The sequence below is a fragment of the Nocardioides sp. NBC_00850 genome, from assembly GCF_045207335.1.
GTDB lineage: Bacteria > Actinomycetota > Actinomycetes > Propionibacteriales > Nocardioidaceae > Nocardioides.
This window is the reverse complement of the sequence record NZ_CP108845.1, coordinates 1,931,686-1,945,631: the sequence shown is the minus strand read 5'-3', so window position 1 is coordinate 1,945,631 and position 13,946 is coordinate 1,931,686. Positions and strand designations below refer to the sequence as shown.

At 66.7% G+C, this 13,946-nt stretch carries 14 protein-coding genes and 1 tRNA gene; 9 read left to right on the top strand and 6 right to left on the bottom strand.

The genetic code is table 11. From position 1 onward, the window contains the following. Positions 1-3 precede the first annotated feature (3 nt). Entirely contained in the window at positions 4-1,908 is a 1,905-nt protein-coding gene (locus OH802_RS09625) for an AAA family ATPase (protein ID WP_406027314.1), read from the top strand. A gap of 33 nt (positions 1,909-1,941) precedes the next feature. On the opposite strand, the gene OH802_RS09620 is transcribed toward OH802_RS09625, so the two are convergent. Together OH802_RS09620 and OH802_RS09615 are read right to left on the bottom strand one after the other, a co-directional pair. Beyond that, positions 1,942-2,021: transfer RNA gene (locus tag OH802_RS09620), tRNA-Gln, on the bottom strand. A gap of 229 nt (positions 2,022-2,250) precedes the next feature. Beyond that, positions 2,251-3,546, bottom strand: coding sequence for a DUF222 domain-containing protein (locus OH802_RS09615; RefSeq protein ID WP_406027312.1), 1,296 nt, complete (start codon positions 3,544-3,546; stop codon positions 2,251-2,253). 478 nt (positions 3,547-4,024) lie between these two features. On the opposite strand from OH802_RS09615, the gene OH802_RS09610 reads away from it, so the two are divergent. Beyond that, positions 4,025-4,288, top strand: a complete 264-nt coding sequence (locus tag OH802_RS09610; protein WP_406027310.1) for a GlsB/YeaQ/YmgE family stress response membrane protein — start codon at positions 4,025-4,027, stop codon at positions 4,286-4,288. Between the two features lie 104 nt (positions 4,289-4,392). After that, on the top strand, positions 4,393-4,956 hold the full coding sequence (locus OH802_RS09605; RefSeq protein ID WP_406027308.1) for a DUF1269 domain-containing protein: 564 nt from the start codon (positions 4,393-4,395) through the stop codon (positions 4,954-4,956). 35 nt (positions 4,957-4,991) lie between these two features. Here OH802_RS09605 and OH802_RS09600 read toward each other — a convergent pair whose 3' ends face one another. From OH802_RS09600 to OH802_RS09590, 3 genes are read right to left on the bottom strand one after another with little or no spacing between them, the layout of a single operon-like run. Then, positions 4,992-5,798 (bottom strand): ABC transporter permease, encoded by an 807-nt coding sequence (locus OH802_RS09600; protein ID WP_406027305.1) that lies wholly within the window; start codon positions 5,796-5,798, stop codon positions 4,992-4,994. Then, positions 5,786-6,559 (bottom strand): ABC transporter ATP-binding protein, encoded by a 774-nt coding sequence (locus OH802_RS09595; protein WP_406027303.1) that lies wholly within the window; start codon positions 6,557-6,559, stop codon positions 5,786-5,788. The genes OH802_RS09600 and OH802_RS09595 overlap by 13 nt, the downstream gene beginning before the upstream one ends. Further along, a complete protein-coding gene (locus OH802_RS09590; protein WP_406027301.1) occupies positions 6,556-6,921 on the bottom strand; it encodes a hypothetical protein in 366 nt (121 codons plus the stop codon). The genes OH802_RS09595 and OH802_RS09590 overlap by 4 nt, the downstream gene beginning before the upstream one ends. Positions 6,922-6,982: 61 nt before the next feature. Between OH802_RS09590 and OH802_RS09585 the strand changes: the two genes are divergently transcribed. Next, a complete protein-coding gene (locus OH802_RS09585; protein WP_406027299.1) occupies positions 6,983-7,504 on the top strand; it encodes a helix-turn-helix domain-containing protein in 522 nt (173 codons plus the stop codon). 26 nt (positions 7,505-7,530) lie between these two features. On the opposite strand, the gene OH802_RS09580 is transcribed toward OH802_RS09585, so the two are convergent. Further along, positions 7,531-8,661, bottom strand: coding sequence for an aminopeptidase P family protein (locus tag OH802_RS09580; RefSeq protein ID WP_406027297.1), 1,131 nt, complete (start codon positions 8,659-8,661; stop codon positions 7,531-7,533). Positions 8,662-8,805: 144 nt separating this feature from the next. Between OH802_RS09580 and OH802_RS09575 the strand changes: the two genes are divergently transcribed. The 5 genes from OH802_RS09575 (at position 8,806) to OH802_RS09555 (ending at position 13,801) form a co-directional block, all read left to right on the top strand. Further along, positions 8,806-10,287, top strand: coding sequence for an APC family permease (locus tag OH802_RS09575; protein ID WP_406027294.1), 1,482 nt, complete (start codon positions 8,806-8,808; stop codon positions 10,285-10,287). Further along, positions 10,284-10,730 carry a hypothetical protein gene (locus OH802_RS09570; RefSeq protein WP_406027292.1) on the top strand — a complete coding sequence of 149 codons (447 nt, stop codon included), beginning with the start codon at positions 10,284-10,286 and terminating at the stop codon, positions 10,728-10,730. Before OH802_RS09575 ends, OH802_RS09570 begins: the two co-directional genes overlap by 4 nt. 3 nt (positions 10,731-10,733) lie before the next feature. After that, positions 10,734-12,080 (top strand): dipeptidase, encoded by a 1,347-nt coding sequence (locus OH802_RS09565; protein ID WP_406027290.1) that lies wholly within the window; start codon positions 10,734-10,736, stop codon positions 12,078-12,080. A gap of 79 nt (positions 12,081-12,159) precedes the next feature. Beyond that, positions 12,160-13,266, top strand: a complete 1,107-nt coding sequence (locus OH802_RS09560; RefSeq protein WP_406027288.1) for an ATP-dependent DNA ligase — start codon at positions 12,160-12,162, stop codon at positions 13,264-13,266. Positions 13,267-13,276: 10 nt separating this feature from the next. Beyond that, positions 13,277-13,801, top strand: coding sequence for a hypothetical protein (locus OH802_RS09555; RefSeq protein WP_406027286.1), 525 nt, complete (start codon positions 13,277-13,279; stop codon positions 13,799-13,801). Positions 13,802-13,946 lie beyond the last annotated feature (145 nt).

Sequence of the window (13,946 nt, the reverse complement as noted above, 5' to 3'; positions counted from 1 at the left end):
GCGGTGCGTGTCTCAAAGATCGACTTCAAGGGTTACCAGCGGCTCGCAGAAACGGCCTGCAACACCAGCGGCAAAATGATTGCGTTCCTCGGTCCCAACGAGGCGGGTAAGACGACCGTGCTGCGGGCGCTGGACTGGTTCAGCAACGGCGAGGGTGCACTACCCTTCACCGCGCGTAACAACAAGACCCCGCCGGTCGAGGGGGTCCCGGTTGTCAACGTCACCTACTGGTTGGACCCGGAGGACCTGAAAGCCATCGAAGACCTCAATCTGGCCGATCCTCCAACCTTTTTTTCTCGTGGTCGTCGTGTCGATGGAGTGTACGAAAACGGTCTCGTACCTTCAGGGCGTCGAAACACGGCCCCTTTCGAGGAGGCTCTCGAACTCTTTCAGATCGCATTCGACGCTGAAGGTCCGTTCGACGAAGACGAGTCCGAGCCACACCTCGCAAACTACGCCGCTACAGTCCACGACGTCTTGGCAAACCCCGACGGCGGCTGGGACGAAGAATGGGACGAAGACTGGGCTGGCGCACTCGATCGCCTCGAAGGTATCGGCGCAATGGACGCCATCGTGTCCCTGAACCAGATACGCACGATGCTCTCTGCCGAACATCCGAACGAGACAGCACGCCGCATCCTAAGGAACCGCGCCCCGGCGTTCGTCTTGTTTGGGGAGGAGGACCGCGGCCTCAGATCGTCCTACGACCTCGCCGACGAGACTCTCCGCAACGCCCCTCCCCACGCCCTAGCGAACCTCGCGTGGGTCGCCGACCTCGACCTCGCCGATCTATGGGAGGCCATGGAGACAGACCAGAAACGGAAAGCGCGGACGGCGGAACGACGAGCGAACGAGGCGCTGGAGGAGCGCCTCGGACAGCGCTGGCGACAGAAGGGCCTCGACGTCGAGTTCAACGTGAGCGGTACCGAGCTCGAGATCAACGTCAGCGAGCACGCCTCCGACGGCGCGACTACGCCAGTTGAGGAGCGCAGCGACGGTCTCCGCACCTTCATCGCCCTCGTCGCGTTTCTGGCCCGTCACAACTTCGACGTGCCGCCGGTGCTCCTAGTTGATGAGATCGAGACTCATCTGCACTACGACGCTCAAGCCGACCTGATTGAGGTACTAACCTCCGGCGTCGAGGCGACACAGGTTTTCTACACCACCCATTCTCCCGGCTGCCTGCCGCGAGATCTCGGTACCGGCATCCGACTGGTCCAGCCAATCGAGGACCGCTCGGATGCGAGTCGTCTCCGCAACGACTTCTGGACCATCGACGATAGCCCCGGCTTCACTCCCCTGCTCTTCGCTATGGGTGCAGGCGCAGCAGCCTTCTCCGCCTTCCGTAGAGCCGTCCTGACCGAAGGCGCTGGAGACATGATTCTGCTTCCCAGCCTCATGCGGCGTGCCACAGACTCGGACGACCTCGACTATCAGGTGGCTCCCGGTATCGCGAACTACCACGGAACCGGGCTCGAACTCGAAGAGGTCGCCGCACGCGTCGTCTACCTCGTCGATGGCGACGAGGGCGGGAATAAGCATTTACAACGACTGCGCGAGATGGAAATTCCTGAAGACCGGATCAAGCAGCTTCCAGCGCCCAAGGCAATCGAGGATTTTGTTCATCCCGACCGCTACCTCGCCGTGGTCAATGCCTTCTTCCTCAGCACAGGCAACAAGAAGGCCGAGCTCCGCTTCGAGGAACTCGACAAGGACGTCTCGATCAGCAAGGCAGTCGAAGCATGGTGCAAGACGCACAAGATCAAGCCTCCTGGCAAGACCGTCATCGCCACACAATTGATCACTGAGCCAGGGTCCCTTGAACTCGCCGACGGGGCCAAAGAGACGCTCGCAGCGCTCCACGTCGACATATTGAAGGCGCTCAACGCGACGCCGTCGGGCAAGTAGGCCCGAGGTCGGATGACCTCGGGCCCTTGCCTGCTCCCCGGGCAGGAGTCGAACCTGCGTCGCTAAATCTTGGTTCAAAGCCAAGCGGGCCCTGCCGGCAGACCAACCGGGGATCGATGTGGAGTTGTCGCGGGACCGTTTCGGTTCCGCTGTGTGCCATCCCCAGGTGGCCGGTACGGAGTTCACGCCTGAATCTGGCACACGAGAGCGTGATTCAAAGTCAGGCGGGCCCTGCCGGCAGACCAACCGGGGAACGTACGCCGAAACGCACGGGATAACTGTAGACGGCAGCGCCCCCACCGCGCGCACTGACACTGCATGCCGGTCGAGGCTGGCAAGGCGTCATGCGGCGAGATCGTGGTCGAGAAGTACGTTGCGCAGGATGAACTCGGCTCGGGACCAGGTTGGTGGGGGTTGTGCCCAGGTGTCGGGTGGTGGGTTCGTGTAGATATGGCCCGTGGGTGTGATCGTGATGATGCTGCCGTCGGGTCCTGGTCTGGCCCGCCAACCGAGAGCTTCCTTGGCTTGATTGCAGCGTTCACAGAGACCCTGCAGGTTCTCCACACTGGTCGCACCCCCATCTGCGTAGCGCTCGACGTGGTCGATGTTGCGGACCGGGGCGTCACAGCCGTTGGTGCGGCAGATCCCGCCGTCACGGGTGGTGATGAACTCGGCCAGCCCGTCGGGTGCCTTCCTGGAGCGGGATTCCATCGCGACCAATTGCCCGGCGGGGTCGGTGAACAGCCGCCGGACGAAGATCTCCGCGTCGGCGAGTGCTTCGCGGGCCCAAGCGGCGGGGGCGGGGCCGTAGCCCTCGACCATGGCCGGCTGATCGTTGGTGTTGGCAAGGGAGTCTGCGGTCATCACGATCTTGACCTCGATCCGAGGCTTCGTGCCGGTGGTGCTGCGGCCGGTGATCCGGTCGACCAGGGTGTCGGCCATGACCTGGCCCCGGGTCCGCGCGTCGCCGGCAGCCGCAGCGGTCTTGGCCGCTTGGTCCAGTGCGGCGAAGACGGCGACCCCGTCCTTGACCGGGAGCAGTGCGCCGAGCCAGGTCATCGTGTCGGGTGCCGGCCGGAGGGTGACGCGGCGGTCCTTCTCGGCGTTGGCGGCGCGGGCGACGACGGATGCTTGGTCGAGGGTGATGGCGAGCTTCTTGGCTGCGTTCTCGAGCTGGCGTAGCCCCATCGACACCGCTCGAGCCGGATCGCCGCCCGGACCGATGGCGCAGAGCTCCTGGTCGATGACCCTGCGGTCATCGAGGGTGAGGCACGCGGTTTCGCGCGCGAGGATGGTGGCCTGCCATTGGGAGAACAAGCCGGCCTTCATCAACGCGAAGGTGTGCGGCATCTCCCCGATCAGGATCTTCGCCAGCCCGAGCAGCTTGGCACCCTTTTCGGGTGATACCCGCCGCGCGAGCGCGACCTGCGAAGCCACGCCCTCGCCAAGCCTCCGGGCAGGGACCCCAGCATCGGCCTGGCGGGCGCGGACGGCTTCGTCGAGGCGTACCGCCGCTTGCGCCTGTACCGCCTCGGCGGTGCACTTGACCGCTTCGAGACCAGCGATCCAGTCGACGAGCTCACTCTCGGACGCACCCGGAGGCGGCCCAGCGAGGAGGTGGTCGATGGTCTCGTACATAGGCCTTATTATATGCGATCGGGCACCATGTCGCGACTCATTTAAGCAGGTCAGACCCATATTTAGCGGTCAGCGAACAGGAAACGTGAGTGCTGCGCCACTCTCTCGCCGCCGCCCCGTTATAGGCGAGATCTTTCTCGATCGGGTGTCGAGTCAAGGATGGCCGAAGGCCACCGCGAAGCGGCGCCCGAAGGGCGTCCTTGACGCGGCGCGCGATCGAGAAACAATCAAAGCAAGGGTCGGCGGCGAACCCTGAAACGAAGAAACAGTCCATATGCGAGGTTTCCCCGAGAAGAGGACCGTGTTGGTCTCGACACGCCTCCGCCTAGCGGCTCCGGCGGCTCGACCAGCGAGCAAGGCGGCTCGACCAGCGAAGCAAGGCGGCTCGACCAGCAGTTGTCAGTCAGCAGCGCCTGACCCGTCGAGCAGTGTCGTTCAACGCCGGATAGAGAGCGTTTGGATGCGGTAAGTTGCCAATATGCTCATCATCGCGATCATCCTGTTCGGCATCGTGGCAGGCGGCGTGGCACAACTCGTTCTCGGTCGTTCGATGAAGGAGATCGATTGGACCACCGCGGCGGTGACGGGCGTCCTGGGCTCCTTCGTCGGTGGCCTGGGGCTCAGCCTCGCGACCGGCAACGGCCTCGATCTCCACCCGACCGGGTTGATCGGTTCGATCCTGGGCGCCCTGCTTCTCACGTGGGCGTGGGGGTTCTGGCGCCGGTCGCGTCAGAGCCAGTGATCATCGGATCCTCCGAGCGGCACGCCCACCCCACCCGCTACGGGTGATGCCGCCGAGCCATGACCGTTCGAGAGTGGAATCTCAACCACCAAGGAGCGGATGTCATGACAGACGAGACCAACACCCCAGACGTCGAGGTGAGCGCGGCCTCCGTGTCCGACGGCGCCTACACCCTCATCATCGCGGACTTCAGTGACACGGACATGGCATGGGATGCGTACGAGGCGCTCAAGTCGGCCGAGAACGGCCGCAGCGTCGAGATCGAGGGCGTCATCGTGGTCAGGCGCTCGGCCGAGGGCAAGCTGGAGATCCAGAAGGCAACCGACCACAGCACGAAGTCAGGACTCAAGTGGGGCGTCGTCGGCGGCATCGCGCTCGGCGTGATCTTCCCGCCGTCGATCCTCGGCAGCGCCGCAGTGGCCGGCGGGGCCGGAGCCTTCGTCGGAAAGCTGCGGCAGCGCCACCACAACCACGAGCTCGAGCAGAAGCTCGAGAATGCGATCACACCAGGACACTCCGGCCTGCTCGCCCTGGTTTCCGACCCCGGCGAGATCAAGATCCGCAAGGCCCTCGAACGGGCGGAGACCATCGTCGAGTCCACCCTCGAGCAGGTCGAGGCAGAGGACATCAAGGCGGCCGCCAAGGAAGTCCAGGGCGCCCACGCCTGAGCCCCTGACGGCGAGCGTCCCTCCGTCGATCAGGCTCAGACGACGTCGCGGCGCAGGGATACGGCAGCGGCCAGGGCCGAGGAGGCCAGGGCGTAGCCGAGGAGCACGAGCGCGCCTACCAGCGGCGCCTGGACGACGGGGCCACTCACGCCCGCCTCGGCCGCGATCATCTCCAGCAGCGCGGTCGACCCGGTGAGCGCCGCGGTGGCTCCACCCGGAAGGAAGGGATAGACGATGTTGGCTCCGGGGAGAATCATCATCAGGTTCTCCATGAAGTAGAAGTAACCCAGCGTGATCCCGATCGCGAGCAGCTGGTGCCGCGCGACGGCTCCGATGCCGACGCCCAGCAGTATGTAGATGGCTGCGGCCACGCCGTACCTCGCCGTGGTACCGAGAATGGCCTCGAGCCCGAGCCCCGGCTCGATCCCGTGCGCGGAGGTCCCTGCATAGATCCCGGCTACCGCGGAGAGCGTCAGGACCACCCCGTACGCCAGGCCAAGACCCCCGTAGGCGATCAGCTTGGCCACCAGCACCCGACCGCGCTTCGGCACCGCGAGGAAGGTGGTGGCTACGGTCCGATGCCGGTATTCGCCGGTGATCGCCACAGTGCCGATCAGGGCAGGCACGAAGAGGGCGACGCCGAGGAGGCTCAAGACTCCGGACACGCCCGCGACAGTGTCCAACCCAGGCATCGGCGGAGTGGCGTTCTCCGGCCCGGTCAATGCGACGAGACCGGTGAGCAGGCCACCGCACGCCACCGCGGCCACCAGCGTCCACAGGGGCAGCCGGGTCCTGGTCAGCCGCACGACCTCACCTCGGATCGCGTCCTTCAGCTGTCGCATGCCATCTCCTCCTCGATCATGCTCAGGTAGGCCTCCTCGAGTGAGGCGTGTTCACCGGTGAAGTCGCTCAGGGAACCGGACCAGAGCGTGCGACCACCCTCGACGAGCACCAGGTCGTCGATGACCTGCTGCAGCTCGGTCAGCACATGACTGGACACCAGCACCGTCCCGCCGGCATCGGCGAAGGCTCGCAGCAGACGGCGCAGCCAGACGATGCCCGAGGGGTCCAGCCCGTTGGTCGGCTCGTCGAGGATCAGCCCGGATGGCCGCCCCAACAGGGCCGTCGCCAACGCCAGCCGCTGGCGCATCCCGGTCGAGAACCCGCGGACTCGGCGACGCGACACGGAGCGCAGGCCGGTCTCCTCGAGCACTTGCTCGACCCGATCGCCGGGCACACCGATCAGGGCGGCCTGAGTCTGCAGGTGCCCGCGGGCGGTCATCCCCGGATGGGCGCCGGCCAGGTCGCCGACGACGCCCAGCACTCGGGACGGACAGCTCAACGCGGTGTAGGGCACCTCATCGATCGTCGCCGTCCCCTGATCCGCACGGGCAAGTCCGGTGAGGATGCGCAAGGTCGTGCTCTTGCCCGCGCCGTTCGGCCCGATGAAGCCGGTCACCCGCCCAGGCCGGGCGACCAGATCGACCCGGGTCAGCGCCGACACCGACCCGAAGGACTTGGCCAGCCCCTCGGCCCGCAAGGTCGGGCCGGAGAGCACCCCACTCCCCTCCGCCGCCTCACCCGCCGCCACAGCAGCACTCATGGCCGAACCAGAGCGTCGAGCTCCGCCGCCAGCTCGACAGCCTCCGGAGCGCCGACCAGCAGCTCGTCGAAGCCAGCACCGACCTCCCGGTCGCGCAACCGGATCCGCAGCAGGGGCAGCCCACGCGTCATCGAGACCAGCCTGCGGGTGCCATCGGGATGCCGAAAGGTGCCCAGCTTGCGAAACCCGGATATCACCAGGCCAGAACGCCAGCCCAAGATCTCAGAGCTCCAGCCCGGCAGCACCTCCACCGAGTCGATGGCGCTGATGGCGATGGAGTAGCTCGCGCGGCCCGCCACCAGCCGCTCCCAACCAGGAAAGGTGAGCGTCAGCACGCGGTCCTGGACATTGAGGATGGTCATCTCATCTCCTAGAATATAACCAGATCAGGAACATTCTAAGAATGATAATAATGGAGGTCACATGCCGTCGCAAGGCAATATCTCCGAGGTCGTAGCGCACCCCGTACGACTTCGGATCCTGCAGGCGGTGGGTGGTCGCGACCTGACCACCGCCCAGCTCCGGGAGCTGCTGACAGATGTCCCCCAGGCAACGCTGTACCGACACATCGCCACACTCGTCGAAGCCGGCTTCCTCGCCGTAGCGTCGGAGCGGCGGGTACGAGGCACTGTCGAGCGCACCTACACGCTGGGTGAGCGGATGGCTCACGTCGAGCAGGCCGAGCTGGCGACACTCTCAGACGAGCAGATCCGAGCCGGCTTCCTTGCCTTCATCGGCGAGCTGCTTCGTACGTTCGAGGGTTCACTCGCGCTCGGCGAGGTGACCCGCAGCCACCTCGGGTTCGGCACGGGCGCGCTGTACGTCGACGAGGAGGACCTCGCGCGGATCCAGCAAGGATTCAACGAGCTCATCGCCCCGTACGCCGGCGAGGCGGCCGGCAAGCAGCGGGTGATGCTGTCCACCGCGCTCCTGCCCACCGAGTAGTGCTGGTGTCCCAGTGACACCGGGCCTCAGCTGACGACCTTCAGGTCGCGCTCGGTGTTGTTCAGACGTCTGCCGCCCTCCTCGGTGACCGTGACGATGTCCTCGATCCTGACTCCGAACTCCCCGGGGAGGTAGATCCCGGGCTCGACGGAGAAGCACATCCCGGGCACCAACGGCTGCTCCTCGCCCTCGATCATGTACGGCGGTTCGTGCGTCGTGGTGCCGATGCCGTGCCCGGTGCGGTGGATGAACCGCTCGCCGTACCCCGCGTCCGTGATCACCTCGCGAGCGGCCCGGTCGATCTCCTGGCAGGCAACACCTGGGCGTACCGCTTCGACTCCTGCCTGCTGCGCCGCGCGGACGACCTCGTGGACCTCGCGGACCAGAGCGGACGGTTCGCCCACACAGACCGTGCGGCTGGTGTCCGAGCCGTAGCCGTGCATCAGCCCGCCGAAGTCGAGGACGATCGCATCGCCGACCTCGATGGTGCGGTCGCCGGCCTCGTGGTGAGGGTTGGCGCCGTTGGGGCCCGAGCCGACCACCGTGAAGTCGACCTGCTCGTGCCCGAACTCCCGAAGCAGGCGGGCCAGGTCGGCGGCCACGTCCGTCTCCTTCCGGCCGGCGAACCGGACTCCGAGGATCTCCTCGTAGGTTGCGTCCGCGGCGGCTCCGGCAGCTGCGAGCCGGGCGAGCTCTTTGGCATCCTTCACCGCTCGCAGCATGGGGAGGGCCTGCGTCAGCGACCGGTAGGAGGACTCGGGCAGCGCGTCCTGCAGTCCGAGCAGGTGCATCGCCCAGGCGGAGTCGGCGATTCCCATCGTCGCGTGGGCGGGGATCAAGGTGCTGGCGCGCGCGAACGGATCCTCACCGTCCACCCAGTCGACGATCGAGAGGCCCGGTGCGCCCATGGCACTCTCGGCGTCCGGCCGCTCCAGGGTCGGCACCAGCAGCGTCGGCTGCTGGCCGGGTGCGAGGACGAGCACCGTCAACCTCTCGGTGATGGCCGTGGGCTGGTAGCCGGTGAGCCATACCAGGTCAGGACCGGGCGTCACGAGGAGCCCGTCCAGCCCCGCGTCAGCCGCGTCGGCCACCGCACGGCTCATCCGGGCCGCGTAGTCCTCGTACGTGATCGGCACTGGTGACTGCGTCGTGGTCATCGTGTCCTCCTGGTACGGACGATAACCGCAGAGGCTCAGGCACGAATCATCCGTTGAGGATGATCCAGCCGCGCGAGTGTCGTTCCTAATCTGAGCCATCAGCTGCCGTCGCTTTTCGCAAGGAGTGATGAGGATGTCCAGATCATGCAGGATCCCCGCCCCGCTGCGGTGGTCACCATGAGCGCAGGGGACGCAGCAGCGGACCTGGCGACGCGAGCCAAGATTCCGCCTACCGCCTGGATCTCGTGGGTGGCGCTGGCGATGATGACCACGAGCTCGGTCGCCAGCCTGCGGGCGGCGCCGACGATGGCGGTCTACGGCCTGGCCTGCGTGTTCTTGTACCTGCTCCCGGCCATCGTCTTCCTGCTGCCGACCTCACTGGTCTCCGCGGAGCTCGCATCGGGGTGGGAAGGCGGCATCTACAAGTGGGTCTCGGAGGGGATCTCCAAGCCGATGGGCTTCCTGGCGGTGTGGTGCCAGTTCGCCATGACGATCTTCTACTACCCGAGTCTGCTGGGGTTCGTGGCGAGCACCCTCGCGTACGTGTTCAATCCGGAGCTGGCCAGCAGTGGGGTGTGGACCGCGTGCGTGATCATCGTCGTGTACTGGTCCGGTGTCTGGATCTCCTCACGTGGCACCAAGGGAGTCGCGGGTCTCGCCAGCGGCGGCCTGATCATCGGAACTCTGATCCCCGGCGTCGTGCTGATCCTTCTCGGCATCGTCTTCCTCGGGCAGGGCAACGAGTCCGCAGCACCGATGACTTCCGAGAACATCTTCCCGGTGTGGGCCGGGCTCTCGAGCCTCGTGCTCATCGTCAACAACTTCCTCTCCTACTCGGGCATGGAGATGAACGCGGTTCACGTGTCCTCGCTGAAGAACCCGGGCAAGGAGTTCCCGAAGTCGATGTTCCTGGCCATGGGCCTGGTCCTTGCGATCTTCATCCTCCCCGCCCTGGCGATCAGCTGGATCGTGCCTGCTGAGGAGCTGTCCCTCACTGCCGGCGTGATGCAGGCCTTCGACGCGGTCTTCGCGAACTTCGGCTGGCAGTGGCTGACCCCGGTCGTGGGCATCATGCTGGTCACCGCCTCCCTCGGCGGCATGCTGACCTGGCTGGCTGGGCCCTCGAAGGGCCTGCTGCTGATCTCCCGCCAGGAGGGTTACCTCCCGCCCTTCCTGCAGAAGCTCAACAAGAACGGCGTCCAGCAGAACATCCTGGTCGTCCAGGGTCTGATCACCACCGTGATCGGCCTGGCCTACGCACTGATCCCGGACGTGTCCAGCGCGTACTGGGTCTTCTCCGTCATCACCACCCAGGTCTACCTGATCATGTACCTGCTGATGTTCGTGGCCGCGATCCAGCTACGCCGCAAACACCCAGACCACCCGCGCGGGTATCGCGCACCGATGCTGGTCGGGATGTGCGGCATCGGCTTCGCGGCCTCCCTCGCCGCCCTGCTCGTCGGCTTCATCCCGCCATCGCAGTTCTCGGCCGGAAACTCCGGTCTCTACTTCGCCATCGTCGGCGGCGGCGCACTCGGACTCGGACTCCTCGTGCCGTTCCTGTTCTACCGGTTCCGCAAGCCGTCGTGGAAGCAGCCTGACCCGCAGGAGGTGACCCCGTCATGAGCACCCCGACGGAGACAGAGAGCAAGCGCGAACGCAGCTGGATCTACATCACCGCCTTGGTCGTCCTCGGCGTCCTCGTCGTCGCCGGGCTGATCGCCTTCAACTCGGCCCGGGAGACCCGCAACGCCGAGGAGAAGGCCGACGAGCTGATCGCGGCCCTCGAGGACGCAGGCGCTCGTACCCCGGACAGGGACCAGATCGTGCGGGTCCTGGGAGAGGACGGCGGAGCGACCTGCGAGAACCCGAACGACGCGCTGAGTCGCGCCATCCTGCTGTCGCAGCTCTCGAACGGGGCGACCGGCCCCGGGGCGCGTCCGGTGGTCGCCGACAGCCGGGTCTTCCAGGGCCAGAAGCTGATCATCGAGATCTACTGCCCCGACGAGCTGGACGACTTCAACGAGTTCGTCGACGGCCTCGAGACCGATGACGTGGCGGGTGAGTAGGACATGGATCTGAGGAGCCGCATCACCGAGCTCATGCCCCAGGCGCGGGAGGAGCTGGCCGAGCTGGTCGCCATCAAGTCGGTCGCCGACCCGCGCCAGTTCCCGCCCGAGGAGTGCCACCGTGCCGCGCAGTGGGTGCTCGACCACTTCGCAGCTCTCGGATTCGACGATGCCCGGCTGGCGGAGACCGCGGACGGCAGCAACGCCGTCGTGGGCTCTCGACAGTGCACACGACCCGATGCGCCCACGGTGCTGCTGTACGCCCATTACGACGTGCAACCACCGCTCGACGACGCCGCCTGGCAGACACCGCCGTTCGAGCTGGTCGAGAAGGACGGGCGCTGGTACGGCCGCGGGACGGCGGACTGCAAGGGCAACATCCTCATGCACCTCCTGGCGCTCCGGGCCTTGGGACAGGACGTACCGGTGAACCTCAAGCTGGTGGTGGAAGGGTCCGAGGAGCAGGGCACCGGGGGGCTGGAGGCGTTCGTGGTCGACAACGCGGATCTGCTCCGCGCCGACACGATCCTGGTCTGCGACACCGGAAACGCGGCCGTCGGCCAGCCGGCGGCAACCGTCAGCCTGCGCGGCATGGTCAACGTGGTCGTAACTGTCGAGGCGCTGGCCTCGGAGGTGCACTCCGGCATGTTCGGCGGTGCGGCTCCGGACGCCCTCGCCGCCCTGATCGCGATGCTGGCCAGCCTGCGGGACGCAGCCGGCAACACCACCGTCGAGGGGCTCGACAACACCCGACGCTGGGAGGGCCAGCCGTACCCGCCCGAGCAGTTCCGCAGCGACGCCGGACTGCTTGACGGGGTGCAGCTGCTCGGTAACGGCTCGGTGTCGGACATGTTGTGGGCCCGACCGGCGGTCACGGTGCTCGGCATCGACTGCCCACCCGTGGTCGGCTCGGCGGCGGCGATCGTGCCGAAGGCCGCAGCCCGGCTGAACCTCCGCATCCCACCCGGGCTCGCGCCGGACGTGGCACAGAAGGCGCTCGAAGCGCACCTCCGCCTGACCGCGCCCTGGGGTGTCCACGTCACCATGGAGGTGGAAGCCACCGGCTCGCCGTTCCGGGCCACCATCGACGGACCGGCCTACCAGGCAATGGGCAAGGCGATGCTCGAGGCCTACGAGAAGCCGATGGCGAGCCTCGGCCAGGGCGGCTCGATCCCGTTGTGCAACGTGTTCACCGACACCTACCCCGACGCCGAGATCATCCTGATGGGCGTGGAGGAGCCGCAGGCGTTGATCCATGCGCCGAACGAGAGCGTGGATCCTCGCGAGATCTCGTCCATGGCACTGACCGAGGCGCTGTTCCTGCAGCGCTACGCCGCCGTGACGACCTGACCGACCCGCTTCCGTCGGCGGGGTCGGCAACATCTTGTGTCTCATCCGAAACTCGCGCGGCGCCCTTAGGCTGAGCGACGTGGACCTTCCTGTGATGCCGCCGATCCTGCCGATGCTCGCGAAGCCCGCGAAGGGCGTACCGACCGACGGCGGCTATGCGTTCGAGCCGAAGTGGGACGGGTTCCGGTGCATCGTGTTCAAGGACGGGGACGAGGTGGAGCTGGCGTCGCGGAACACCAAGCCACTGACGCGCTACTTCCCCGAGGTGGCCGAGGCGCTGCGGAAGGCGCTGCCGGAGAAGATCGTGCTCGACGGGGAGATCTTCGTGGCGATCGGCGACCGGCTGGAGTTCGAGGTGCTGCAGCAGCGGATCCACCCGGCGGCGTCGCGGATCAGCCTGTTGGCGGAGGAGACGCCTGCTGCGTACGCGGCCTTCGATCTGCTCGCGCTGGGCGAGAAGTCGTTCCTCGACGAACCGCTGACGGAGCGACGGGCGGCACTGGAGGACGTCTTCGCGGCGGTGGCCTCGGACAACGTCCATCTGTGCACGACGACGACCGACCCCGAGGTCGCCCAGGACTGGTTCACCCGGTTCGAGGGCGCCGGGCTGGACGGGGTGATGGCGAAGCCGCTGGACGCCCCGTACGTCCCCGACAAGCGGACCATGCTGAAGATCAAGCACTCGCGTACGGCTGACGTGGTCGTGGCCGGCTACCGCGAGCACAAGACCTCCACGCCGGAGAACCCGCTGCTCGGGAGCCTGCTGCTGGGCCTGTACGCCCCCGGGGAGGACGGTCGGCCGGAGCTGCAGCACATCGGGGTCTCGGCGTCCTTCACCGCCGCGCGACGCGCCGAGCTGTGGCAGGAGTTGCAGGAGCTGGTCGTCCCGATCGAGGACCACCCGTGGGGACGCTGGAGCGAGTGGCTGACCGCCAATCCCGACCGTGTCCCGGGCACCCAGAGCCGCTGGTCGCAGGGGAAGGACCTGTCCTTCACCCCGCTGCGCCCGGAGCGTGTGCTCGAGGTCGGCTACGACCACATGGAGGGACGCCGGTTCCGGCACACCGCCCAGTTCAAGCGCTGGCGCCCCGACCGCGACCCGGAGTCGTGCGGCTACGAGCAGCTCGAGGAACCCGTGGCGTACGAGCTGTCCGAAGTGCTCGGAGGTGCGTCTAAATCCGGCTAGGGTCGGAGCCATGAGCTACGACGTCGTTCTCCTTGTCGAGCAGGCAATCACCCTCGACGACGCGACCCGGGTCCACTCCCTCCACGAGGGAGTCGAGGACCCGGTCTACCACGTGCTGCTGCCCCTGGAGGACGCCGCCGCACGGATCGAGTCGGCGATGGGCACGCTCAGCGCGGCCGAATACCTCGGCTCGGCGATGATGATGAACGAGATCGACCTCGACGCGGTGCGCGAGGAGGCCAAGGACGAGGCCGAGAAGGCGCTCGAGCAGACCCTGAAGGTCCTGAAGACCTCCGGCGCCTCCGCCCACGGCGAGCTCGTCCAGGACCCGGTCAAGGCGCTCCGCGCCAAGGTCGCGGCCGTCGACGGCCGGGAGGCGATCATCATGACCCGATCGCACGTGGTCGCCGAGTTCTTCCACGTCGACTGGACCCACCAGGCCCGACGCCATCTCCACGTGCCTGTGCTGCACCTGATCGAGCACGAGAACTTCGACGAGCAGGCCGGCGAGGGCGAAGGAATCAGCGGAATGTGAGGTGTTTCGTCCCCATGACCGCTGAAAGCCGCAGACGTGACAGGCAACACATCAAAGGTTACCGCTCTGTTACCGGCCTCACGTGGCAGTTGTGGCTCGCATTCCCCTAGTATCTTGGGGTTCGCTGTTCCGGGGGGATCCAGCG

Excerpts from the sequence above, each read along its gene's own strand:
- OH802_RS09615 (WP_406027312.1), bottom strand. The coding sequence starts at position 3,546 with ATGTACGAGACCATCGACCACCTCCTCGCTGGGCCGCCTCCGGGTGCG.
- OH802_RS09610 (WP_406027310.1), top strand. The coding sequence starts at position 4,025 with ATGCTCATCATCGCGATCATCCTGTTCGGCATCGTGGCAGGCGGCGTG.
- OH802_RS09605 (WP_406027308.1), top strand. The coding sequence starts at position 4,393 with ATGACAGACGAGACCAACACCCCAGACGTCGAGGTGAGCGCGGCCTCC.
- OH802_RS09600 (WP_406027305.1), bottom strand. The coding sequence starts at position 5,798 with ATGCGACAGCTGAAGGACGCGATCCGAGGTGAGGTCGTGCGGCTGACC.
- OH802_RS09595 (WP_406027303.1), bottom strand. The coding sequence starts at position 6,559 with ATGAGTGCTGCTGTGGCGGCGGGTGAGGCGGCGGAGGGGAGTGGGGTG.
- OH802_RS09590 (WP_406027301.1), bottom strand. The coding sequence starts at position 6,921 with ATGACCATCCTCAATGTCCAGGACCGCGTGCTGACGCTCACCTTTCCT.
- OH802_RS09585 (WP_406027299.1), top strand. The coding sequence starts at position 6,983 with ATGCCGTCGCAAGGCAATATCTCCGAGGTCGTAGCGCACCCCGTACGA.
- OH802_RS09580 (WP_406027297.1), bottom strand. The coding sequence starts at position 8,661 with ATGACCACGACGCAGTCACCAGTGCCGATCACGTACGAGGACTACGCG.
- OH802_RS09575 (WP_406027294.1), top strand. The coding sequence starts at position 8,806 with ATGCAGGATCCCCGCCCCGCTGCGGTGGTCACCATGAGCGCAGGGGAC.
- OH802_RS09570 (WP_406027292.1), top strand. The coding sequence starts at position 10,284 with ATGAGCACCCCGACGGAGACAGAGAGCAAGCGCGAACGCAGCTGGATC.
- OH802_RS09565 (WP_406027290.1), top strand. The coding sequence starts at position 10,734 with ATGGATCTGAGGAGCCGCATCACCGAGCTCATGCCCCAGGCGCGGGAG.
- OH802_RS09555 (WP_406027286.1), top strand. The coding sequence starts at position 13,277 with ATGAGCTACGACGTCGTTCTCCTTGTCGAGCAGGCAATCACCCTCGAC.